This is a genomic window from Nostoc sp. (assembly GCF_036917655.1).
In the GTDB taxonomy this organism is placed as follows: domain Bacteria; phylum Cyanobacteriota; class Cyanobacteriia; order Cyanobacteriales; family Nostocaceae; genus Nostoc.
In genome coordinates this window covers 31383-55455 of the sequence record NZ_JBALCY010000003.1, presented here as the reverse complement: position 1 = coordinate 55455, position 24073 = coordinate 31383, and the positions used below count along the sequence as shown (strand labels likewise).

Below are 24073 nucleotides of genomic sequence, written 5' to 3'. Positions count from 1 at the left end.
TATCAGATGGTCGTCAGATAAAGTATAGCCAGAGAGCGTATAGCGGTTCTCACTTGAGTGAGGTACAAGAACCCCACCCCCAACCCCCTCCCCGCAAGCGAAGAGCTTGCTCTGATGTACTTCATGTCATTAAGAAAGGCTATAAGTCCTAAATTTATCTGGGATTCCTATATGTTGTATTCCTAATAATTACGCTGATTTTTCCACTCGCAAACCAAAATATATCAAAACAAGCTCAGTTGAGCCACTATTGACAACTTCATGGACTTCTCCCGGTTCTATCGCCACGCAGTTCCCTGGAAGCAGGGGGTATTCTTTACCATCAGTGTGAATTACTCCCGAACCAGCTTCCACAAAGAATACTTCGCACATATCTTGATGCGCGTGTGCTGGTGCGGTTTGTCCGGGAGCAAAACGTGCTTGAGAAAAGTTAGTTAGGTGAGGTAAATCGCCGAAGCGTAGCATCACCTTTTTCTTGATTTCGGGATTGTGAGAAACAGACTCTTCTGGCAAGTTTTTCAGGGAAGTGGTAATCATTCAGGTCTTAAATCGTTAGATAATTCCACAATACCCCTAGACCCATCAATCCTGACTCGTTGACCATCTTGCAAAAGCCATGTAGCGCCTCGAACATCCATCACAGCAGGAATACCATATTCACGAGCCACGATCGCACCGTGAGAAAGCCGTCCACCAACTTCGGCAATTAATCCTCCAGCCCTTAATAACAAAGGGGCCCAGCCGGAATCTGTGTAAGGTACTACCAGAATCGTATCTCGGTCAATCTCCGGCAGGTCTTGTAAATTTCGCAACACCTTCACCCTGCCTTCGGCTTGCCCCGGACTGGCTCCAATACCTTGTAAGATTTGGTCAGAGTAGAGCACAGAGGGAGCTAAGGGGTGAGGGGGTGTATTGCCGTAGACTAAAAGAGGTACTTGAATGATCTCGTTATCTTGCACGAATTGCGATCGCTTCAATTCCACTAACTTATCCAACTGCTCAATTAACCTGGAATCTTCACCCACGACTAAACGCCGCACTTCATCAAAGTCTAGAAAAAAGATATCTCCTGTTTTCTTGAGTAAGCCGGACTTTAACCAAATGTTCTCTAAAGCTACAAAACTCCAACGCAATTCAGCCAAAAGCCGTGAATAAACTTCGGTAACTCGTCCTTTAATATCCACACGCCGTTGCACAAAAGAGCGTTTGCGCTTACCACCAAAGATGCTATTAATCGCGTCTTTAGCGCCTGATTGTGGTTCGTTCCCCTGCATTAACTGCACAAACATCTGCTTAATCATCTGGGGATTCTCCCGCCAAGTAGGAACGGAAATATCAGTTCCCACTTCACTTAAATAGCCGTAATCCTGAAGCAATTCGTCAAATTCTTGCAGGATCTTCTCTCCTTCTGGGGTTTGCTTTAATTTCTCAAATACCTGCTGTGGCTCAAACTCAAGCAATACTTCCTTGGCATCTGTAGCTAAAGCACTCAGCGATCGCAATGCCGCTACCTCTGGAGTAACACTATTATCAATTTGCCCATCCTTCACCCGAAAAATCGCCTGCCGCAGGGCAGCACTTAAGGGAGCTAAAATGCTGTAGTATGTCCCATGACGTAGCAACTCTAGGATAAAGTCAATTCTTATTAGCAGCTTGGATGGTTCCAAGTTATCTATATCTTCCTGCGCCAACTGCGACAACCCAGGAATGAACCGTTGGTGATAATCCCGCTTGAAGTCTTTTTCTAAACTTAATTCCCGCTTCAGCAACTTCCCTAGTCCTGGCAAATTTTCCCAAGTTGACTCCCAAGACGGCTTACTTAATTTAGCTCCTCTGGTTAAAAATTCCAGACTTTCTGACGGCAGTCCCATGCGGAGAAAAATATCTCCTAAGAGGGATGCATTAAAATAGGCTCTGGAATAGTGCAGAGTTGCTGTTTCGGCGAAATCTAACCCCAAAGCGCGATCGCCCAAAACTAGAGTAAAAAATTCTCCCCAAACTCCACAAGTTAAGGGACGATTAATCGACCATGTTAAGGGGTGAATTACTCCGGGAATCACTTCGGCGGCGATTTTGCGTGTCCACATGGGCAACAGGGTGGTGATTGGTCGAGATTGCAACACCCAGAGTGTTTGACCGTCGTAGCTCCACTCTATATCTTGAGGAGTGCCATGATAACGTTTTTCCAGTCGGTAAGCTAAGTATGCGACTTGCTTGATTAATGCTTGTGGGACTCGTCCTTGACCCTCTAATTGCACAGCGGAAGAATTTTCTGTTTCAATGACAAAAGCGCGATATTGTTCTGGTGTGACTTTTCCCGAAACGACTTGCGTCGGGCTTCCTGGAAGGGCTTCAATGATGATTGCATCACCTTGCTGAGTAATGGGATCGCGGCTGAAAGCAACGCCAGAATATACACTCTGAACTTGTTGTTGAATCAACACAGCCATTGCTGAGTCATTTAAACCGCGATCGCGCCGATATTGCACGGCAGATGGCTGATTGTAAGAAGCTTGAACTTGGGCGATCGCTGACTGCAATGCCTCTGGGCTAGTAACATTTAAAATCGTTTCATACTGCCCAGCAGCAGAAGCCTGTTCTGAGTCTTCTCCAATGGCAGAAGAACGCACCACCAAGGGAGATAATTCTGATGGCTGGAGAAATTCTGTCAACAGTTCTGGATCGTCAATCGGGGCCAGTACCCACCCCTTCGGGACTGGATAGCCCCAGCGCTTAATTTGAGATAATGTCGCTGCCTTTTCTCCGACTATGGCAGCATCCAACTCTTCATCTAGAGAAACCATCGCGCGTTGGCGTAGCCCGTCGTAGACATCGCCGCGTAAAAATTCCAACATCGCTTGCGATTCTGTTTGCCCTTCTTCTTGGGCTGGCAGGTTCATATCATCAGGAATTTTTGTGTAAATCCAGCCCATTAAACCAGCTAAGGCGACAGCAGCAAGGATTCTGGGGATATCACTAATGTGCAGAAGTGCCACAAACAGAGGAAAGAGAAGCAAAACCCCAAATTTGACTACCTGTCTTGATTGCAGAATTGTAAAACTAATACCCGCAAAGAAAGATACAAATATTGCCACCAGTGGATCATGTACGACAAATCCCCAGACGACATTTGTCGTACCTGCCCCTCTGCCTATCCAATATCTACCTATTACCAAAGCGATCAGGGCAATCAATTCCCAAGACGATCCATCTGGGAAGAAAAGGCGGGTGAGTAAGACTGCTGCAACTCCTTTAAAAGCTTCAGACAAGACTGCCAGAATTCCTACAAACTTACCGCCGTGATAAAAGGCAGCTGATACACTAATGTTTCCTGTACCAACTTGTGATAATTGCTTATGCGTAAGTGCGTAAGTGATCCATGCAATCAGGGGTAATCCGCCCAAGAGGGGGCAGGCAATTAAAATAACTAAGACACCCCAAGGTTCAAACATTCTGGATTTTGGATTTTAGATTTAAATTTTCCATCTAAAACCTCAAATCTAAAATCTAAAGTTTTTCTGAAATTTTTGATGGTTAATAGGGCGTTTTTATTTACTAGTTGCTTAATGGACACTTGGCTACGACGGAAACCGTTTTTGCCAGTGTCCTTCTAGGCTACTAATGGTTTTAGTTTAGCGCATAGGCAGCTTGCAGCGCCCAGATTATGAGAGCAGCGATCGATCCCAGAAGCAACACGGTAGAGATAGTGACTACTTTTGGGGAATCTGCACCCTCAAATTTCATAATTCCTCGATTTAAGTCGGACACAGCTTTGTAATCCTCTCTTGTTGGAGCATGAAACATTTGTCCGTTTTGATTGTAGTCCTTCTATTTGCGGATGATGTTAAATTCCTAATATTATTTTGTTTAAGCTTGGCAATTTTTCCATCACCAGAATTACTTACTTCTTTAGAGGTATTAGTCTTATTTTTACAATGATGGGGACTGGGGAGTGGGGACTGGGGAGTGGGGAGTGGGGACTGGGGACTGAGGACTAGGGACTGGGGACTAGGGACTGGAAAACAACTCTTACCCTAATATCCAATGCCCAATGCCCAATGCCCAATGCCCAATGCCCAATGCCCAATGCCCAACACCCAATACCCAATACCCAATCTCGGCCAATATGTACTAAAATCAATGACTTGAGTCACAAAGAGAGCAATCATGGCATCCATCCGCGAGTTGCACCAACAACTGGTTAAAAAAGAACGTTCTGCCGTTGAAATTACCCAAGAAGCTTTAGAGCGCATTCAAGCGTTAGAGCCGAAATTGCACAGCTTTTTATGTGTGACCGCAGAACGGGCATTAGAGCAGGCGGGTGCTGTGGATGCTAAAATTGCTGCGGGAGAAGAAATTGGGCTGCTAGCAGGCATTCCTGTTGGCATTAAGGACAATTTATGTACTAAGGGAATCCCTACCACCTGCGCCTCCCGGATTTTGGAAAATTTCGTGCCGCCTTATGAATCAACAGCGACGCAAAAATTGGCAGATGTTGGGGCGGTAATGGTTGGCAAAACCAACTTGGATGAGTTTGCAATGGGTAGTTCTACAGAAAATTCTGCCTACCAAGTTACGGCTAATCCTTGGGATTTGTCACGAGTTCCAGGTGGTTCTTCGGGGGGTTCCGCTGCTGCGGTGTCGTCCCAAGAATGTGTGGTTGCTCTCGGTTCTGATACTGGCGGTTCGATTCGCCAACCTGCATCTTTTTGCGGTGTGGTGGGCATGAAACCGACTTATGGTTTGGTTTCCCGTTATGGTTTGGTGGCTTACGCTTCGTCTTTGGATCAAATTGGGCCATTTGCAAACACAGTGGAAGATGCGGCAATATTATTAAGTGCGATCGCAGGTCACGATCCCAAAGACTCTACCAGCCTCAAAGTTGCCATTCCCAATTACGCCGCCAGCTTAAAACCAGACTTAAAACCTAGAGGTCAGCTAAGAATTGGGATCATTAAAGAAACTTTTGGTGAAGGTTTAGACGCTGTAGTGGAACAAGCTGTTACCAAAGCAGTAGATCAACTACAAAGTTTGGGAGCGGAGATTCATATAGTTTCCTGTCCCCGCTTTCGCTATGGCTTACCCACCTACTACATCATCGCCCCATCAGAAGCGTCAGCAAACCTGGCTCGTTACGATGGCGTTAAATATGGGTACCGCGCTCCTAATGCCGATAATCTGCTATCTATGTACACTCGTACCCGTGCCACTGGTTTTGGTACAGAAGTCAAACGCCGGATTATGATCGGCACTTACGCCCTTTCGGCTGGTTATTACGATGCTTATTACCTGAAAGCGCAAAAAGTTCGCACCCTGATTAAGCAAGACTTTGAAAAGGCTTTTGGTGCGGTTGATGTGTTAGTTTGTCCCACATCCCCCACTACAGCATTCAAAGCAGGGGAAAAAACTACTGACCCCTTGAGTATGTATTTAACTGACTTGATGACTATTCCTGTGAATCTTGCTGGTTTACCTAGTTTAAGTTTGCCATGTGGTTTTGACGATCTAGGGCTACCGATAGGATTACAGCTAATTGGCAATGTGCTGCGAGAAGACCAACTATTTCAGGTAGCTTACGCTTATGAGCAATCTACTACTTGGCATCTGCGTAAACCGCAAATATCTTGAAAATTGTCATTGAGTATTAAGCATTGGGCACTTGTATTGAGCGAACGCGAGTGCGTCTCGTAGAGAAGCCGTTGGCGCAGCCTAAGAAGAGAAGTATTGGACATTGGGCATTGATTAATAATCAATAGTTCTTCTTCCCCTACTCCCCTGTTACTTAGCTTTTTTGCTCATTTATCAGTCTGATTACTGTTCACTGATTAGTGACCATTGACTGTTGACTATTGACTTCTGAAGTCAGGGATTCAGATGTAATTTGTGGTGGATTAAGTATATATAAAAGACCAGCAGATGCAGCTACTAATAATAGAATGTAGGTGATAACAAGAGGTATGTATGTATTTGGTTTTTTGTCTGAATTCTTATGATCATTCTTGGAGTCTTGGCGGACAACATTGCTAACAAAGGTGTATGATAGAGCATTTCCATCCAGTCCTAAAGCATCTCCATAGCGACGGATGAATCCTTGAACAAAAATAGGCTCAGGCAATTCTTCAAATCGTTCTTCTTCTAAAGCTTGCAAAACACCTGCTCGAATCATTGTTTGAGCAGCTATTTCTTCTATGCGGATGGATTTTTCTTGTCTTACTTGTCGCAAGTGTGTGGTTATTTCCTTTAGCTGCTCTACTTGAGCTTCGTTTAAGAGCGTCACAGTCTTCTCCTGTATGGGCTAATTCTACTATTCATTGAGAAGACTTGAAAGTGCATACGTAAATTTACTGAATATTTGATTTTGGGGAATTTTTTTTTGATAATGGTTGAAGCCTAGATTGGAAAATGCTAAAGCTGCTCAGACTAAGTATATTTTTTGTTAAAATACATACTTTATAATTAACAATTTTGGGCATGAAAGTTAATAACCTGCAATTTATAATACAAGTATTTTTCCAACTGCTACTCTGGGCTGCGATAATTGCAGCGTTCCCGCTTCTCCTGTCGGAGACGCTACGCGAACGGGTTGCCGTAGGCATCGCCTACTGTGCCATCTGTCTATTTCTTTTTATTGAGCAACCTCGATTCATTTTCTTTCCCTCTGCTGTCATTGAAAAGACACCAGAATTTTTTAATCTCCCTTACGAAGAGGTTTGGTTACCTGTAGCAGTTAAAACAGGCAAGGAAGAACACATTCACGGTTGGTGGATAGAGGCCAAGCAAGCCAATGCTAAGGTGTTGCTATACTTACACGGAAACGGTATCAATATTGGCGCAAACATAGCTCATGCGAATCGGTTTCATCAGCTAGGGTTTTCGGTGTTGCTGATTGATTATCGGGGTTATGGTCGCAGTGAGGGTATGTTTCCCAATGAAAAGCGGGTTTATGAAGATGCAGTCACAGCTTGGAATTACTTGGTGCAGCAACAAGAGATTCCACCCAGCCAAATTTTTCTTTATGGACATTCTCTTGGGGGTGCAATCGCCATTGACTTGGCACTGAAACAGCCAGAAGCTGCTGGTTTGATTGTGGAAAGCTCTTTTACATCCATCCGCGATTTAATAACTTATCGAAACATGTTTTGGATGTTTCCTGTGGATTTAATCTTGACACAGCGGTTTGAATCCATTAAAAAATTGCCAAAATTAAAAATGCCAGTTTTATTCATTCATGGCGCTGCTGATTCGACTGTACCCTCTTTTATGACCCAAAAACTGTATGCCGTTGCTCCCGAACCAAAGCAACTATTGTTGGTTCCAGGAGCAGATCATAACGACACAGCAGTAGTTGCCGGTTTGCAATATTTGCAATGGGTAGAGTCTTTCGTCGAACAAGTGCGAGCTAGTAGCTATTTAAATTCCTGAGCCTTCATCAGCTTCGACTAGCTTTGCGCTCGCTTGTGGTGTTGGCACAGTTGCCTACTTCAAAAATCTTCATAAAAATTCTATTCCGATATATCGCGATATATTCCGATATATCGTATAGTAGAGAAAGTTGATTTGAGATTCATTTATGTTTAGACACTTTCGGTCACGCTTTGGAACACCTGCATGGGCAGGAGTTAGCGAAGATGATTCATTGCTTGTTAGGTCTTGGTTTGGGCATGGCAAGCATCATGGTAGAGATCATGACAAACACTTCGGCAATGAAATGTTTGGTCGTGGTTGGGGAGATGAATATCGGACTCGTCGGGGTGACATCAAGTTCATCCTGCTGGAATTGTTATCAGAGCATCCTAGTCATGGTTACGACCTGATTAAAGAGATGGAAACTCGCTATGGTGGTTTCCGTCGCCTCAGTCCTGGCTCAGTGTATCCAACACTCCAATTACTGGAGGAAGGTGGTTATCTCAAGAGCGCACAGGAAGGTGGCAAGCGGATTTACACGATCACCGATGAGGGTAGACAATTATTGGCAGAACGTGCCCAACAGGAAACTTCAGACTCTCCTTGGGATACTGTCAAAAGTTTCGTGACAGGTAAGCCTCAAGAGTTTATTGAGTTACGGAATGCCGCAACAGAATTAGCTGCTGTTGTGGTGCAGGTTGCTCGTAGTGGCAATATGGAGCGAATAAATCGGGTGCGTGAGCTTTTAGAGCAAGTTAAACGGGAAATTTACGCGATTCTGGCTGAAAAATAAGTAGAGGCTCGTAGTAAGGACTTTAGTCCTTATTTTCTAAGCACTTTAGTGCTTACCCAACGGGAAAGTTAGTCGCTCATGGGGGAAACCCCCAGACGCTCGTTCGCCCTTGGCGTCTCCCTTTCTCTACGAGACGCTACGCGAAGGGAGAAGACCGCGCTAACTCACTACAAACCCTCATAAACTAGTACTTTGCCTACGCTGTTGATCGCATTAGCGATCGCTGTCCAGCATCTTCATCTGATCTTTGTCATAACGAGTGCCAGCGATCACTGATGCGGGAATTGCTGCTTCGATGCGGGTTAAGTCCTCTGGGGCGATCGCTCTGGCGATCAACTGGCTCAAATGGAACTACGAAAAACCATTTCAGATCGATCTCAGTTTTACGCTCAAAAATTAGAAGCGATCGCACTTAAATCTGGCTCGATGAGTGAGTTCAGCAATGTCCACAACTGCAAATCAGTAAAATCTGGAATTGCCATAAATGCCCCAACATCCTGTAAAATTTGGGGATCGTGGGTGGAGGCGATGCCAATAGTGCGGATATCTGCGCTTACCGCCGCCCGAATACCAGAGGGAGAGTCTTCTAAGGCGATCGCTTCCTCTGCTGAAATCCCCAACTTATTCAGCGCAACCTTGTAGGGCGCAGGGTCAGGTTTACCTGCAATACAATCATCCGCTAAAACAAGTGTATGGAAAGCTTCTTTTATTCCCAAAACCTCTAGCATAAATTCTGCATTTAATCTAGGGGCATTAGTTACTAATGCCCGCTTTAACTGATGTGTATCTGTCCATGCTAGTAGTTCAGAAAATCCATTCAGTGGTTTGAGATTCGAGGCGAGTTTACGGAAAAGCGCCTCTTTTTCGTCTGCAAATTTTTGCCCTTCTGCTGCTGATAATTGTGGCAGAATGTCCTTAACAATTTCTGGATTTAGCCCCCCACTAATTCGGGATTTATAAAATGTTTCGTCAATTTCTATGCTGTAATTTAACAGCATTTCCTGCCAAGCTCGGTAGTGGATAGGGTCAGTGTTGACAATAGTGCCGTCTAGGTCAAAGAGAATTGCAGCCAGCATGATTTTTGGGTAAAATGTAAATAATTGTTAACTTAATTTAAATAGTTTACATTGTTTTTTTGTCCTTAGTGATTGTTCCTTGGTCAAGACAGGGCAAAAAGTAGCGAATTAATCTGCTAAATCCTAAAATCTATACTGGATAGGGCATGTAAGGGCAGACAGATAGAGCCTCTCAACAAACTGCCGTATAATTGATAACCTTCTGTGTAAGCAAATGCTAGCCGCTACAAACTTTTTTCGCGTTGATGATCTACTAGTGCAGATTTACAACTCTGAAGTCGAAATCGCTCAGGATGTTGCCGAAATCGCGCAAAAGCATTTACAGCAAGTTCTCAAGCAACAGGATACAGCTGCTGTATTATTAGCAACAGGTAACTCCCAACTCAAATTTCTTGATGCTTTGATTGCATTGGGTGATGTAGATTGGTCACGAATTATTCTGTTCCATCTAGATGAATATTTGGGAATTCCTGCTGACCATTCTGCCAGTTTCCGGCGCTATATGCGAGAACGTGTAGAGAAGCGGATTGTTCCTAAGAAATTTCACTATATAGAAGGGGATGCATTGCAACCAGTGGCAGAGTGCGATCGCTATACTAAACTACTGGAAGCACAACCAATAGACTTATGCTGTCTTGGTGTTGGCGAAAATGGACATTTGGCTTTTAACGATCCAGCAGTAGCAAATTTTCAAGATCCTTATAGTGTGAAACTGGTGAAACTGGATGAGATGAACCGTCAGCAACAAGTAAGCACAGGTCACTTTCCGAATCTAGAAACTGTCCCACAATATGCTTTTACTGTTACCATCTCGACGATTTGTTCAGCAAAAAAAATTATCTGCCTGGCTCCAGAAAAACGTAAAGCGAATGTGGTAAAACAAATGTTGCAAGGAGCTATAAGTACAGACTGTCCGGCTTCTATTCTCCGCCAACAATCCCAAGCGACGTTATTTTTGGATGTTAATTCTGCCAGTTTGCTGTCATGAATTTCTCTCTGAATTCTCAGAGGATGTTTTAAAAGTATTTGGTAATGTATCAAAAATCAAGCTCGTGGAATTCACTATGAATTTTTGTTAAATGTTCCTAAATAAATTCAGGATATTATTGAAAAGCAACCCTTTACATGGTCAGAAAACGATCCAATTAATACATTTCCGATTTTGAATGCTAACCTTCTATAGCAATCCGATTTGATTTTTGAAAAAATCTAAGTATATGTAGGGTGTGTTATCGCGTAGCGTAACGCACCTAAAATCTGAAGTGGTGCGTAGCCTTTGGCGTAACGCACCCTACTAGCTATTCCGAATAGTACCATCTGACATAATGGTATTGCGGAAAGTAGTTCTATGCAGATTAGCTCCTTTCAAATTGGCTCCAGTCAAGTTAGCTTCCCAGAAATCGCATCCCCCCAAATCAGTTCCACTCAAGTTAGCCCCTATCAAATTAGCCCTATAGAAACGAGTTTTGTGGAATCTCGCTTGTCTAAGGTCGGCATTAGTCAGGTTAGCAACATCGAGACGAGCACGTCGCAAGTCAGCTCCTCTAAGATCGGCTTCGGTCAGATCAGTACCATCCAGGCAGGCTTCAAACAATTTGGCATTAACCAAACTAACTGCCTTCAAAATAGCACGAGCAAGATAGAATTCCTCCATATCATTCCCAGTCAAGTCAGCACCACTCAGGTCAATCCCGTCCAAGCCTGGATCGGAAAATTTAATTCCAGCGAAGTCACGTTCCCCAGCAGTATATCTTCTAATCAACTCATCACGATTCATAAATATTCTCCTGAACTTATTTACAAAATCAACAAAAGCGTATTCGACTTTTGGTCTACCCTCATCGACCCCACCTTCAACATCAATTTCCAAATCGAAGACCTTCCCACTGGACAACTTGCAGAAGCCCAAATCACCAAATACTAAACGCTGAGTGGGAAATCTCACTTCTTTACTAAGAACTCGAAACTGTTTTGCCCAATGCCCAATTCAAGCGATTACGTGAACGGTAAGATATAATCCTAGAAAACACGTACTGTTAGCAGTATTGAATGCTGCCATCAACAGAAAGTGCATCCCCCTCCCACCAGCAATCAAAAAAAACCTCAAGACCTTTTCTTAGTATGCGGACTCCAAAGTTTAGGGCAACATTGTGTTGCAGTCCTAAAGGAGTACGATGTCAAAGTCAGCGCCATTGACGATGTACAGTCCGAACATTGGGAAGTCCCAAAAGTACCAAGCTTACTAGAAAAGTTAATCATCGGAGACTGCCGCCAACCAAGTGTTTTAGAGCAGGCAGGTATAAGGCAATGTCGTTCAATACTTTTAGTGACAAGAAATGAGCGGATAAATATAGAAGCTGCGTTTGCAGCACGGCGACTTAATCCGCACGTTCGCCTGATTGTACGTTCTGACAAACAAAATTTCAACAAACTTTTGTGCGAAAATTTAGGTAATTTTGTTGCCTTTGAGCCAACTCATCTCTCAGCTCATGCCTTCGCTCTGACAGCCCTCGGCTCTGAAGCTATTGGGTATTTCACCTTAGAGGGGCAACTATTGCAAGTAATCAAGCACCAAGTACAAGCGAAGGATAGCTGGTGCAATGGCAAACCAGTACATAGACTCAATCTCACAACTCGCCGCATCTTGAGTCACACAACTGTTTCATCTGACCCACTCAAAGAATTGTTTGGATGGAACCCAGAAGCAGAAGTGCAGGTAGGAGACACACTCGTTTACATTGATGTTGCATACGAACTGGCTTTATCTGAGGAATATACAAATAAATCTCACCGCCAAGGTTGGCAGTGGCAAGAGTTTGTTCAAGGGATCACAGCGAAGAATCTTAAGCAGAAAATAGTACAATTTTGGCAATCTTACTACCAAAGCCAAAATCAAATCCGGCGAATTGCGACAATCTATGCTATTACTGTACTTGTTCTGTGGCTGGTTGGAATAGTTCTTTACCGCTTATATTATCCTCACATCTCCCTCGAAGAAGCTTTCTATGCAACAGGAGTCTTGCTGTTGGGAGGATACGGAGATTTATTTGGCGCTGTTGAGTTTAAATCGCAACCAGAACCTTCAAACCAGATGCCTTGGTGGTTGCGGTTGTTTAGTCTGGGAATGACGTTGACAGGTCAAGCTTTCGTAGGAGTATTATATGCACTGGTGACTGATGCTCTTGTCACTTCCAGATTCCAGTTTTTTAATTCTCGTCCTCCGATGCCACAACGCAACCATGTGGTGATTATTGGCTTAAATCGCTTGGGACAGAGAGTGGCTGCTCTTTTGCAAGAACTCAATCAGCCGTTAGTAGGAATTCATCCTACCACTCTCGACCAAGACACTTTACCAGATATGCCCCTGATCGTTGGCAATGCTACCGAAGCACTCGCTAAGGTGAATCTCTCCCGTGCCAAAAGCATCGTTTTAGTTGGGGACGATAACATGGAAAATCTGGAAATTGGTTTGATGGCTCATGCAATGAACCCCGCCACTACCTTGATTATCCGCTCTCAAGACCGCCAATTTAGTGATAATGTCGCCCCTCTGTTTCCCTATGCTCAAGTTCTGTGTGGCGCGGCTTTGTCGGCGGAAGTCTTTGCTTGTGCTGCCTTTGGAGAAAATGTTCTGAGCTTGTTTCACTTAAGCGAGCAAATAGTCATGGTGACGGAATACAAGATTGAAGATGGTGATACTCTCAATGGGTTGCTTCTATCTGAAATAGCCTATGGCTACAGTGTTGTGCCGATTCTCTACCAGAAATATCAGCGAGATAATTATTCGTTGATGCCCTGGTATGATGTTAAGCTTTATGCTGGCGATCGCTTGATTGTTTTAGCTACAAGCAGTAGTTTGCAGCGAATTGAATGGGGTGAAATGCTGCCTCGCCTTTGGCAGGTGCAGATTGAAAAAGCTCTGACTACAAATGCTATTATCTATGGCGCTGAAGAAATAGTCTTAATTACGGGATGTAGTTCTGCTACTGCTAGGCAATGGATGAATAATTTGCCTAGAGTGTTGCCAATACCACTTTATAAACATCAAGCTCAACGTCTCGTGCGCGAGTTAACAAAAGTACAAGTTTTGGCAAATGTAATCTTCATTGGGCAACCATCAAATAGCTAAATTACCTTAAGCCAAGACTTTTAAAATAATATCAATATATATAGATAGCGGTTTTCAATTGCGTGGAATACAGACCATCCGTAGCGACACAGCAATACCGTGCCTCTACTGTGTGTTGTATCCAAAGGAGAACCGCTATATTGTGCCCCTACGTGTGTGGTTTATTCAATTGAAAACCACTGTAATAGCAAGAGGCTCTTAACGAGGTAATCTCTCAAAGCCTCTTCTGGACTAGCTTTGTCCAGAAGTTGACATAAATGACGGCTGTACGCCTGCCTCCTAGAATGTGGTGAATACTATCTAGAGCGAGGAGAACCTGTTACTTCATTAGGATCGCTATAAGCCCGGACTTTATCGCGATTACGAGCTAGACCTGCTAAACCAGCTAGACCAAGTAAACCTAGCCAACCCCAATCGAAACCGCGATCGCTAGTTCTTTGGGAAGTTGCGATGCCTGCATTCCTGTTAGTACCTGTTGTGTCAGTGCTTGTAGAATCAGTACCTGTAGTTCCAGTGCCTGTAGTTCCAGTGCTTGTAGAATCAGTACCTGTAGTTCCACTTCCTGTTGTGTCAGTGCCTGTAGTTCCAGTGCCTGTAGCTCCACTTCCTGTAGCTCCACTTCCTGTTGTGTCAGTGCCAGTACCCGTGCCAGTACCTGTACCAGTGCCTGTTCCTGTACCTGTAGTTCCAGTGCCTGTACCCGTACCTGTAGTACCAGTTCCTGTAGTGCCAGTGCCAGTACCCATGCCTGTAGTGCCAGTTCCTGTACCCGTGCCTGTAGTTCCAGTGCCTGTACCTGTAGTTCCAGTTCCTGTAGTTCCAGTTCCTGTAGTGCCAGTGCCTGTAGTTCCAGTTCCTGTAGTGCCAGTGCCTGTAGTTCCAGTGCCTGTAGTTCCAGTGCCTGTACCCGTGCCAGTACCTGAGCTAGTGCCACCACTGGAGCCTCCGCTTTGGGCAGAAACAGAATGAGGTAAGGACATAGAAGCGAAACTCATGGCAAAGACAGTAGCCAAAACGGCTTTAGATAAATCAAAACGCTTCATGATTATGGTTCCTTTTATGCTCTAGATTTGTGTGGTTGATTGATTTTCAAAACCGATATTGTCTACTCAATCCACTGCTAAATTAGGTAAAGTTTGACAAGACAGATTGAGAAGTCTTTCACTTAGTTTCTTTTGGAATAATTGAAAGCGTTGGAAGCTTCCACAACAACTGACTATTCGTCAGAGTAAAACTAATTCATAACAAGTAATTCCTAATTTATGATTATGAACCTACGAGCAAAGCCGCTTGTTCACAATAAACAAGGAACAATAAGATTTATTCATCATGAAAAATTACATTCCCTTGCTATCATAATTTGTAATTACTTGTTGTGAATTGTTTCGTCAGTTCTTATTTAGAATAACTGTTAATTTTTTTCTAGACTTCTACCATAAGAGTAAAACCACTTATATCGCAGGAATGAATTTGCCATTAAAGTTAGTTTATGAACGTGAAGATAATGAAAAGTTTTCGAGCTTGCAATTAGATAAGCAGACCTCAAGATAAACACAATCTTCACACTGGGGGTTTTGCCCTGGATTGGCACATCCACAGGGAGGGTTCACAAAACATTCAGAAGGATCTTTATGTGTCCGATATTTTTTGAATATAAAGTATAAAGCTGCTTCTTGTAGACAAAAAATAAAATCTTCAACCATAAAATTTAGTACCAATCATTATGAATATAACGATGTTTGAGGTTTGAGTTACTTATTTAGATGTGTTAACTAAGTAGGCAAGAATATATCAAACTATGTTATCCAATAATATATATTTGATTAAATTGGCTCCTAATAGGGGCTAAAGCCATCTTTAGTAGATGTTTCGCGTAGATTACTTACCCAAAGGGGTACATTACAAACCTTTAATTATTCACACCCACCTACTTAATAAGTATAAGCGATCGCTAAGTTAAACAAGATTTTTACCTCAATAAATATAATGACTTTATTGACATTAGGTTTTAGTTATTTAGATATCAATAAAGTATAAACTAAAAGCAGCCAGATACTGCCAGCGTTTGAGACTGTATTAACCATACTCTCCAATCATATTTCACCTGAGAAATTATAACTTCATACTCCAGGTGTGTCTTACTTTAAACTTAAGGAGTATTTTGAGTGTCAGTTAGTTTGTTATCTCATTTCAGTTAATGACTGATGTAGATTCTTTCCCCTGTGCTTCTCTGCTGGCTATTTGTAACAATATTAAACTCAAATAGTATTCCCAAGGATATACACAGAATGTACAGGCGTTTAGTTCTCATCCATTTGGTATATCACGAAACTTCTTTGACCAGATAACCATCTTCCATATGAATTATGCGATCTGCAATATCTAAAATTCTCTGGTTGTGAGTGACCATTAAGATAGATTACCACGATACATTTACAAAAGCATTCTTGAAATTGTTGTGAGATAATTTCAAGAATGCTTTTTGGCTTGGATAAAATCAGTTGCCCAAATAACAGATGGTGAAATTGTTAGAAAGTAGACATGCTCATCAAGTTAGGAAGATTTCGCCTGGAAAATTGTCAGGGATATAATGAGCGATCGCAAGCAATACACGTTAAAATAAGTACACTATACTTAGTATTTATACTTAAAAATAAATTTGTACTACATTTAAGTAAGCGAAATATTACTGTGATTTTTGAAGGTTTTTATATATGTAAATGATTCATTTCAGAGGATCTACGGTAACAAAAACCAAAGCGATCGCGGTACTTTAATTTCAATAAATTTTACATTCTCAGCTTAAAAAACTCAGAAAGGATGACAGATACAGGATGTAAAAGCCCCAGATGCTACTCGATCTTAACCTACGGCTAGTACGAGAAAACTCTGACGAACGCCGAAGGTGTTCTCCTTTAGAGGATGAGAAATCCGGGTTTAGGCGGGTATGCGCGTCTACTGAGGTCTTGGCTAAAAACCTCTTCCTTCGCACTTCGGGCTTTGGTAAGACTTTTACAGTGTATAGGTTTTGATGATGGAAATTTTAAATAATTTTTTCTCTACTAGCCAGTTTATTCCCCACGGACATTGCTACCTCTGGAAACCAGAATTGGTGTGGTTGCATCTGGTTTCAGATGTGTTAACTGGACTTGCTTATTATTCAATTCCAGTGATGTTGGTTTATTTTGTCCGTAAACGGCGAGATGTGCCTTTCGGCTGGATGTTCCTGATGTTTGGCATATTCATCGTTGCTTGTGGCACAACCCATTTAATGGATGTGTGGACGCTTTGGTACCCTACCTATTGGCTATCAGGGTTAATTAAAGCTATCACCGCTTTTGTCTCCATATTGACGGCCATAAAACTTGTGCCATTAATACCCCTGGCACTGGCTATACCGAGTCCTGCCCAACTAGAGGCTGCAAACTACCAACTAGCAAAGGAAGTTGCTGAACGCATACGGACTGAGGAGGTGTTGAGAGAAAGTGAACAACGCTGGCAATTAGCTTTGCGCGGCAATAATGATGGAATTTGGGACTGGAATGTTAAGACCAATGAAGTTTTCTTCTCACCTCGCTGGAAGGAAATGCTGGGTTACGAAAACCACGAAATTTCTAACCAGTTAGATGAAAGGCTGAGACGAGTGCATCCAGATGATCTTGACTGGGTGACACAAGCAGTTCAAGAGCATTTTGCTCAGAAAACACCGTTTTACATTACTGAGCATCGAGTTTTATGTAAAGAGGGCACATACAAATGGATTTTAGATCGAGGTCAAGCACTGTGGGATGAAGATGGTAACGTAGTGCGGATGGCAGGTTCACATACTGATATCACTGAGCGCAAGCAAGCAGAGGAGGCATTAAGTAGCCTACTTAACCAACTAGAAAGCAAGGTTGAGGAACGGACAGCAGAGTTAACAAGAATCAACGAATCACTACAGGCAGAAATTACTGAGCGCCAACGAATAGAAGAAGCATTGCGGGAAAGTGAACAGCGATTCCGCGCTGCATTCCATCAAGCTGCTGTTGGCATCGCTCATTTAGCAATAGATGGAAGCTGGTTGTTAGTTAATCAGAAGCTTTGCGATATTCTCGGTTATACACCTGAAGAACTACAGCTGCTAACTTTCCAAGATATTACTCACCCAGACGATCTTAACGCCGACCTGAAATATATTGACCAGATATTAGCAGATAATATTCAAACTTATTCGATGGAAAAGCGCTATTTTCGCAAAGATAGTTCCATAGTCTGGGTTAATCTCACTGTGTCTTTAATGCGTGAAGTTTCTGGGGAGCCAAAGTATTTTATTTCTGTGAGCGAAGATATTAGCGAACGCAAGCAGTGGGAGGAGCAAATCCAAGCATCACTCTTAGAAAAAGAGGTGTTATTAAAAGAAATTTACCATCGGGTCAAAAATAATTTACAGGTTATTTCTAGTCTACTAAGCTTGCAATCTGCTTATATCAAAGACAAGCACGATTTGGCAATATTCCAACAAAGCCAGCAACGGATTGCATCAATGGCTCTAGTTCACGAAAAATTGTATCAGTCTCAAGACTTAGCAAGGATTAATTTTGGTGAATATATTAGAGATTTAGTAGCAAGTTTATTTACTGCATACGAAGTCGATGAAGATGCGATCGCTCTAACCACAAATATCGACGAGCAAGTGTTTCTCGGCTTGGATACAGCAATTCCTTGTAGCTTAATTATCCATGAGCTTGTATCTAATTCCTTGAAATATGCATTTCCAGCAGGAAAAAAGGGTACAATTTATATTGAAATTTACAAAAATAATAACCATCAGGTTACACTTACAGTTAGTGATGATGGAATTGGTTTACCATCCAATTTTAATTTCAAAAAGATAGCTTCTTTAGGCTGGCAGCTAGTAGACGCTTTAACCAATCAACTTTCAGGAAATCTCAATATCCAAGGTGCTATGGGAGTAGAGTGTCAGGTGACATTTACATTAATATAAAATAACTAAAATATGACAAACGCAAAAATTTTAGTTGTGGAAGATGAAGCTATTGTTGCTAAAGATTTACAGTATCGACTTATAAAATTCGGTTACACGGTTCCTGCTATCGCTTCTTCAGGAGAAGAAGCAATTAATAAAGCAGTAGAAATGTCTCCAGATTTAGTGCTAATGGATATTAAGCTAAAAGGGTCAATGGACGGGATAGAAGCTGCCCAAGAAATCTATAAGCGTTTGGATATTCCAGTAATTTATTTGACTGCTTATGCAGATGAAAACACATTGGAACGAGCCAAAATAACTGAGCCTTTTGGCTACCTTCTCAAACCTTTTAAAGAAAGAGAACTACAAATAAATATTGAAATTACTCTGAGTAAACATAGTTTAGAAAGGCAATTAAAAGTAAATAAAAAATGGCTGGATGCACTTTTAAGAAGTATCAGCGATGGTGTGATTGCTAGCGATCTCCAAGAATTGGTAATTTTTATGAATCCTGTTGCTGAAAATCTGACTGGATGGAAACAAGAAGAAGCTTGTGGACGAAATTCATCAGAAGTATTCAATATTGCCAATGCAGAAACTCATAACCCGATTGAAAGTCCGCTCATCAAAGTATTTCAAGACGGTACTATAGTTGAGCTACCGACAGAAACTATTCTGATTACTAAAGATGGTGTAGAAATACCAATTGATAACAGCACTGCACCAATTAAAGATGATAAAGATAATATTACAGGTGCTGTGTTAGTTTTTCGAGATATTACTGAGCGCAAACGAGCGATTGAGGCGCGTCAAAAGCAAAGAGAGCAAGAGCAAATCGTGGTGCAATGGGAGGAGATAAATCAACTAAAAAATGACTTTTTGAATTTAGTTTCCCATGAACTGCGATCGCCTCTGAGTAATATGAAGGTAATGATTCAAATGCTCCAATTATCTACTAGTAGTGAGGAATCTCAACGCTATCTAGAAGTGATGGAAGCCGAGTGCGATCGCGAGCTAGGATTAATTAACGATCTACTAGATTTACAACGGCTGGAAAGCTCATCCTATCCAGTTATTACACCTGATGCGTTGTTCTTACAACAGTGGTTACCTTGGGTTATTGAGCCGTTTCAAATCCGTGTTCAAGAACATCAGCAAACTCTACAGCTGAATCTCCCTGCAAATCTCCCGTCGCTGTTCTCAGATGGCATTAGCTTGGAGCGAATCTTAGTAGAATTGCTCAATAACGCCTGTAAATACACACCTGCTGGTGGTGAAATTGTCCTAAGTGTAAGTCACAATTCCTCGGAAGCGCTTGCAAAAACTATTATTACTACCAGTAATTCAGCAGAAATTCCGGTAACAGAGTTACCACGAATCTTTGAGAAATTTTATCGCGTTCCCAATGCAGACATCTGGAATCAAGGTGGTTCGGGATTAGGTTTACCTATAGTACAGGAATTAGTCGAACAACTGCAAGGAAACATTCAAGTAGAAAGCAGCAACGGATGGACAACATTCACCCTCACATTAACTGATTTATAGGTTTTTATTAGATTAAAATTTCATGAAATTTCTGCTATAGATACGTTGCTAAGGGCGTACAGATGTACGCCCCTATAGCCGATTCATGGATCACAAAAATTTTTGGAAATGGTATGAGATAATTAAAGTAAATTATTAAATTTAGAAAAATGTCATTAACTACATCTTCCGCACCTCAAGGTTTTAGTGCATTTATTACTAATTTGGGAATCCGAGATACAACAGATGATTTTGTATTTATTAAATCATCTGTTCCTTGTGTTGCTGATGGAGTCTTCACTCAAAGTCTTTTTGCTGGGCCAAGTGTTACTATTAGCCGCGATAACTTAAAAGATTCACAAGCACAAGGAATTGTCGTTATATCTAAAAATGCCAATGTAGCTAATGGTTCAGTTGGCATCGCTGATGCCCAAGAGGTTCTACAATTAGTTGCAACTGAAACTGGAATTGCTACACATAATCTTGTGATAGCTTCTACAGGTGTCATTGGTAGACGTTACCCAATTGAAAAAATCCGAGCAGGTTTATTAGGATTGGGGAAAAAATTGACTGCTGCTGATTTTCATGCCGCAGCCCGTGGTATTATGACCACCGATACAGTAGCGAAACTAGCTACACGGCAAATAGGAAATACCAAGCTGGTAGGAATTGCCAAAGGTGTTGGCATGATTGAGCCTAATATGGCTACCCTCCTAACTTTCTTTTTTACTGACGCTGCAATTTCTGCAAATAGCCTTCGTTCTATTTTTCGCTCTACTATAGATAAAACCTTTAACTGTCTGAGTGTAGACACTGACACTTCTACTAGTGACTCCGCCGTGATTCTAGCTAATGGTTTAGCAGGTGAAGTTTCAGAACCAGATTTTGCTAGTGCATTGCAAGAAGTTGCACAAGAATTGGTGCTGAAAATTGCCAGAGATGCAGAAGGTGCTACCAAGATTATTGAGGTGACTGTAGATTCGGCGATTAACTATGCACAAGCTAAAACAGTAGCTAAAGCAATTGTGAATTCACCATTAGTAAAAACTGCTGTCTATGGAGCAGATCCGAATTGGGGACGAGTTGCGATGGCTATAGGCAAATGTGAAAATGAACAGCAGATAAATCCAGAACAAGTTGTTATCAGTTTTGATCACGTAAAAGTTTATCCTAATAGCTTAACTGATGAAAATCTGGAACAGTTGCGGCAAATTATGTCCAAAGATAAAGTAGATATCCATGTTAGCCTCAATATTGGTGAAGGCTCTGCAACTGTATGGGGTTGCGATCTTTCAGAGGGTTATATAGAAATTAATGGCAAATACTCAACTTGATTAAAATAATTTGTAATTGATAATGCAATACACTTGGGTTAAAGCTTGATCCTCCCTAACCCTCCTTAAAAAGGAGGGAATTAGAGCAAGTCTTTTTAAGGGGAGCCAGTTCGCACAACTGGGGAACCCCGCAAGCGACTGGCGCGTAGTAAGGGCTGAAGTCCTTACTACGAGCCGAGCCAGCAAAGAGAGGAACTTTTGCATCAGCCAAAAATGGGGTTAGGTGCTTTATCTTATGGGCAATTCAACGGGCGTGATATTAGTCCTCATCTAGAGATGGATAAGTGGCGCAGGTACATCAATAGTTAAAAGTAAACCCCCACTTAGCGATTGCTTTGTCAAAAAAGTTGACACAAGTAGTCATCAATGTATTATACTATATTACATAAGTAATGAGTTAGATTAAAAAGACTTCCTAACTAGTACAGCTTGGCGTAAATCTAGCTACCATCTCAATTAAATAGACTTGGGGCAAAATCCCCTTGTTAAAGGTAGGCAAACTGACGCCACAGTGTACTAATACAGCACGGTGGAAATAAAATTACCATTTGTACCCAGTTAGTTTATATTACAAGAAAACTTTTTCATAATCTCCTACTTCACACAAAATAACTCGATTAACGCTGTATAACGAACAAATATGGATTTTGACTATTTTAGAAGCAACGAAGGCACTCCTACAAATAATACCCGCCAAAGCTTGCTTACTAGCGGTTGGCGACCGTTTAACCGAGAATTAGACTGGGGGTTTTTGTGGCAACTTTTGTACAGCGACTCCCGCGAATTAAGTCAAAAAAGTTTGAATTTAGCGAGTAATGTTGCTGATATTTTAGGACGAAATAATTATGCTTGGTGGGCTAATTTATTAAGTGTTGTATCTGATAATACCCGCTATGAAATTGAAAAGTTTTGGAATTATATCACGCCAGATCCTCAATCACCAGATCATCGCTACAAAGATGTTTTGAGTACGGAAACGCCCATCGTCCAATTTGTCAGTCGTAGTAGCATTCCCATTGATTATGTTCTCAACCGACTGCAAGAAATTACTGTACTGCGAGTTTTACATGTGTTGGGTAGTCCCGACATTATTACCCAGTATTACTCAGAAAGAGATTTTTATTTTCCTATAGATAAATTTGTTAGTTGGGAACGCTTAGATGTTATCAATACTGTTTATGCTTACTGGTCGAAGTATGACATTTGGTTGCAAATTGACCCCTACGATCGCGGGCGACGACAATATAGTTTGATGGCGAAAAATCTCGCGCCACTAATTAACAAAGCGACTTACGACTTAGCAGTTATGCTGAGTGGATATCAAAGTCGTGTAGGCAAAGTTCACAGTCAATTTCCCATTCGGACATTTCCCGCAGATATACAAAACTTTACTGATTCTGTACAGCAAGCGATTCTTAATCAAAACCAGTTAGCGGTTGTTGTGCATGGGCAACCAGGTACAGGTAAAACAGTCTGGACACAGGCAGTAGCAAAAGAAATTCTTGTACCTTTAGGGTATGTAATTTTTATTTTAGATCATGATGCGATCGCTAACTTTGTCCCACCGACTTACATAGAGCGGATTTGTATCGTTATTAATGAAGCTGATAATCTAGCGCAAAATCGTGCTTCCGAGGTGGCGCAATACAATAACAAAACTGAACACATTCTGAGTTTGCTGGATGGCACTTTGTATCAGAGTGTAATTGATGAGTCTGGTATTCAGATGCAGCAACGGTTAGTTGTCTTCATGACTTGCAACACTACTGAAAGATTAGATCCAGCCATGTTACGTAAGGGCAGGGTGGATTTAATATATGAGTTTACGCAACTATTTATTTGAATTGGTTGACACTCTCACGGCGATGAAAACATCGCTACCGCTCGTTTTCACAAAAAAAGCCTCTCCCCTTAGCCTAAAAGGGGAGAGGAATGGAAGTGAGGTTTCTTAAGAGTGAAAAGTCAGATATCGGGCTACCTATTTTTTTTGAGTTCGTGCATACTTCTGACAATTTTTGTTACTAAATTTCTGGGTGTAAATCTGACGCTTTCAGTCAATATCTTATTTCTCATCCCAGGAACGATAACAGTTTTGTTTGTCATTAAGCCCCGATAACCAATCCTAGCAACGGTTTCTGTCTCCATCATTCTCTTAATGCGAGCAATCTTTGAATCTTCCATTGCAGCAGTTTTTTGAAATTCCGATGCTGGTGGCCCTGGACAAAGAACAGTCACGCTGACACCTGTGCCCTCTAATTCATTAGCGATCGCTTCTGAAAATGATAAGACATAGGCTTTAGTAGCGAAATAAACTGCCATTAGAGGGCCTGGTTGAAAAGCAGCAGATGAGGCTACGTTTAATATTTTTCCATAGTTTTGCTCCACCATATCCTTGAGGAATAACTTAGTTAAATGAGTCAGACTCACTATATTTAGCTGTAGCATTTTCAGTTCAATGGTGAGATCTGTTTCGTTAAATGCTCCATAAGTACTAAAGCCAGCATTGTTAATCAGCACATCAATTTTGATGGATGCTTGCTGTAGTTCTGTGAAAATTTCTTCTGGGGATGTTGGGATAGATAAATCCTTAACAAAAATTTTGACAAAAATGCCAAATTTTTGCGGAAATTCATCTATAATTTCACTAAGTTTTTCTTCATTATTATCAACTAACACAAGATTATAACTATGACGAGCAAAAATCTGGGTTAATTGATAGCCTATCCCACTAGCTGCTCCTGTAATTAGAGCAGTTTTTTTTTGCCGACTTTCGGATATTTTATTCATGTGACAAAAATGACTAACTTGAGTTAATTAGTTTAATTTTTATAAATTTAGCTACAG

At 41.7% G+C, this 24073-nt stretch carries 19 protein-coding genes and 1 pseudogene; 9 read left to right on the top strand and 11 right to left on the bottom strand.

Going from position 1 to position 24073, the window contains the following annotated elements; genetic code table 11:
• Positions 1 to 189: 189 nt before the first annotated feature.
• The 4 genes from V7K30_RS01780 to V7K30_RS01765 form a co-directional block, all read right to left on the bottom strand.
• Positions 190 to 537, bottom strand: a complete 348-nt coding sequence (locus tag V7K30_RS01780; RefSeq protein WP_334996520.1) for a cupin domain-containing protein — start codon at positions 535 to 537, stop codon at positions 190 to 192.
• Positions 534 to 3452: a glycerol-3-phosphate acyltransferase gene (locus tag V7K30_RS01775; protein ID WP_334996518.1), complete on the bottom strand. Its 2919-nt coding sequence runs from the start codon at positions 3450 to 3452 to the stop codon at positions 534 to 536. Before V7K30_RS01775 ends, V7K30_RS01780 begins: the two co-directional genes overlap by 4 nt.
• 175 nt (positions 3453 to 3627) lie before the next feature.
• Complete coding sequence (locus tag V7K30_RS01770) at positions 3628 to 3804, bottom strand: hypothetical protein (RefSeq protein ID WP_334804539.1); 177 nt, start codon at positions 3802 to 3804, stop codon at positions 3628 to 3630.
• A gap of 230 nt (positions 3805 to 4034) precedes the next feature.
• Positions 4035 to 4169 (bottom strand): hypothetical protein, encoded by a 135-nt coding sequence (locus tag V7K30_RS01765; protein WP_334996516.1) that lies wholly within the window; start codon positions 4167 to 4169, stop codon positions 4035 to 4037.
• Here V7K30_RS01765 and gatA point away from each other — a divergent pair.
• Complete coding sequence (gene gatA, locus V7K30_RS01760) at positions 4168 to 5628, top strand: Asp-tRNA(Asn)/Glu-tRNA(Gln) amidotransferase subunit GatA (RefSeq protein WP_334996514.1); 1461 nt, start codon at positions 4168 to 4170, stop codon at positions 5626 to 5628. The two genes, V7K30_RS01765 and gatA, sit on opposite strands and share 2 nt — an antisense overlap.
• Before the next feature lie 190 nt (positions 5629 to 5818).
• Here gatA and V7K30_RS01755 read toward each other — a convergent pair whose 3' ends face one another.
• A complete protein-coding gene (locus V7K30_RS01755) occupies positions 5819 to 6277 on the bottom strand; it encodes a helix-turn-helix domain-containing protein (RefSeq protein ID WP_334996511.1) in 459 nt (152 codons plus the stop codon).
• A 194-nt stretch (positions 6278 to 6471) separates the two neighbouring features.
• On the opposite strand from V7K30_RS01755, the gene V7K30_RS01750 reads away from it, so the two are divergent.
• Both V7K30_RS01750 and V7K30_RS01745 read left to right on the top strand, forming a co-directional pair.
• The gene (locus V7K30_RS01750; RefSeq protein ID WP_334996509.1) at positions 6472 to 7422 is read left to right on the top strand and encodes an alpha/beta hydrolase; all 951 of its coding nucleotides are present in this window, start codon (positions 6472 to 6474) and stop codon (positions 7420 to 7422) included.
• 148 nt (positions 7423 to 7570) lie between these two features.
• Positions 7571 to 8197 carry a PadR family transcriptional regulator gene (locus V7K30_RS01745; protein WP_334996507.1) on the top strand — a complete coding sequence of 209 codons (627 nt, stop codon included), beginning with the start codon at positions 7571 to 7573 and terminating at the stop codon, positions 8195 to 8197.
• A 213-nt stretch (positions 8198 to 8410) separates the two neighbouring features.
• Here V7K30_RS01745 and V7K30_RS01740 read toward each other — a convergent pair whose 3' ends face one another.
• Both V7K30_RS01740 and V7K30_RS01735 read right to left on the bottom strand, forming a co-directional pair.
• Entirely contained in the window at positions 8411 to 8542 is a 132-nt protein-coding gene (locus V7K30_RS01740; RefSeq protein ID WP_334996505.1) for a hypothetical protein, read from the bottom strand.
• Between the two features lie 44 nt (positions 8543 to 8586).
• The gene (locus V7K30_RS01735) at positions 8587 to 9273 is read right to left on the bottom strand and encodes an HAD family hydrolase (protein WP_334996503.1); all 687 of its coding nucleotides are present in this window, start codon (positions 9271 to 9273) and stop codon (positions 8587 to 8589) included.
• A gap of 214 nt (positions 9274 to 9487) precedes the next feature.
• Between V7K30_RS01735 and V7K30_RS01730 the strand changes: the two genes are divergently transcribed.
• Entirely contained in the window at positions 9488 to 10261 is a 774-nt protein-coding gene (locus V7K30_RS01730; RefSeq protein ID WP_334996501.1) for a glucosamine-6-phosphate deaminase, read from the top strand.
• Positions 10262 to 10567: 306 nt separating this feature from the next.
• Here V7K30_RS01730 and V7K30_RS01725 read toward each other — a convergent pair whose 3' ends face one another.
• The gene (locus V7K30_RS01725; RefSeq protein ID WP_334996499.1) at positions 10568 to 11218 is read right to left on the bottom strand and encodes a pentapeptide repeat-containing protein; all 651 of its coding nucleotides are present in this window, start codon (positions 11216 to 11218) and stop codon (positions 10568 to 10570) included.
• A gap of 123 nt (positions 11219 to 11341) precedes the next feature.
• Between V7K30_RS01725 and V7K30_RS01720 the strand changes: the two genes are divergently transcribed.
• Complete coding sequence (locus V7K30_RS01720) at positions 11342 to 13402, top strand: potassium channel family protein (protein ID WP_334996497.1); 2061 nt, start codon at positions 11342 to 11344, stop codon at positions 13400 to 13402.
• A gap of 296 nt (positions 13403 to 13698) precedes the next feature.
• On the opposite strand, the gene V7K30_RS34150 is transcribed toward V7K30_RS01720, so the two are convergent.
• Together V7K30_RS34150 and V7K30_RS01710 are read right to left on the bottom strand one after the other, a co-directional pair.
• Positions 13699 to 14445 carry a WGxxGxxG-CTERM domain-containing protein gene (locus V7K30_RS34150; protein WP_442941036.1) on the bottom strand — a complete coding sequence of 249 codons (747 nt, stop codon included), beginning with the start codon at positions 14443 to 14445 and terminating at the stop codon, positions 13699 to 13701.
• Between the two features lie 1280 nt (positions 14446 to 15725).
• A pseudogene (locus V7K30_RS01710) lies at positions 15726 to 15821 on the bottom strand (ABC transporter ATP-binding protein); the annotation flags it as partial.
• A 612-nt stretch (positions 15822 to 16433) separates the two neighbouring features.
• On the opposite strand from V7K30_RS01710, the gene V7K30_RS34145 reads away from it, so the two are divergent.
• The 4 genes from V7K30_RS34145 to V7K30_RS01685 all read left to right on the top strand — a co-directional run bounded on the left by V7K30_RS34145 (position 16434) and on the right by V7K30_RS01685 (position 23072).
• Positions 16434 to 18389, top strand: coding sequence for a PAS domain S-box protein (locus V7K30_RS34145; RefSeq protein WP_442941035.1), 1956 nt, complete (start codon positions 16434 to 16436; stop codon positions 18387 to 18389).
• Between the two features lie 12 nt (positions 18390 to 18401).
• Positions 18402 to 19916: a hybrid sensor histidine kinase/response regulator gene (locus tag V7K30_RS01695; protein WP_334996495.1), complete on the top strand. Its 1515-nt coding sequence runs from the start codon at positions 18402 to 18404 to the stop codon at positions 19914 to 19916.
• Between the two features lie 149 nt (positions 19917 to 20065).
• On the top strand, positions 20066 to 21229 hold the full coding sequence (gene argJ / locus V7K30_RS01690) for a bifunctional glutamate N-acetyltransferase/amino-acid acetyltransferase ArgJ (protein ID WP_334996493.1): 1164 nt from the start codon (positions 20066 to 20068) through the stop codon (positions 21227 to 21229).
• Between the two features lie 640 nt (positions 21230 to 21869).
• A complete protein-coding gene (locus V7K30_RS01685; RefSeq protein ID WP_334996491.1) occupies positions 21870 to 23072 on the top strand; it encodes an AAA family ATPase in 1203 nt (400 codons plus the stop codon).
• A 131-nt stretch (positions 23073 to 23203) separates the two neighbouring features.
• Here the strand turns inward: V7K30_RS01685 and V7K30_RS01680 are convergent, their stop codons facing one another.
• Positions 23204 to 24016, bottom strand: a complete 813-nt coding sequence (locus V7K30_RS01680; RefSeq protein WP_334996489.1) for an SDR family NAD(P)-dependent oxidoreductase — start codon at positions 24014 to 24016, stop codon at positions 23204 to 23206.
• Positions 24017 to 24073 lie beyond the last annotated feature (57 nt).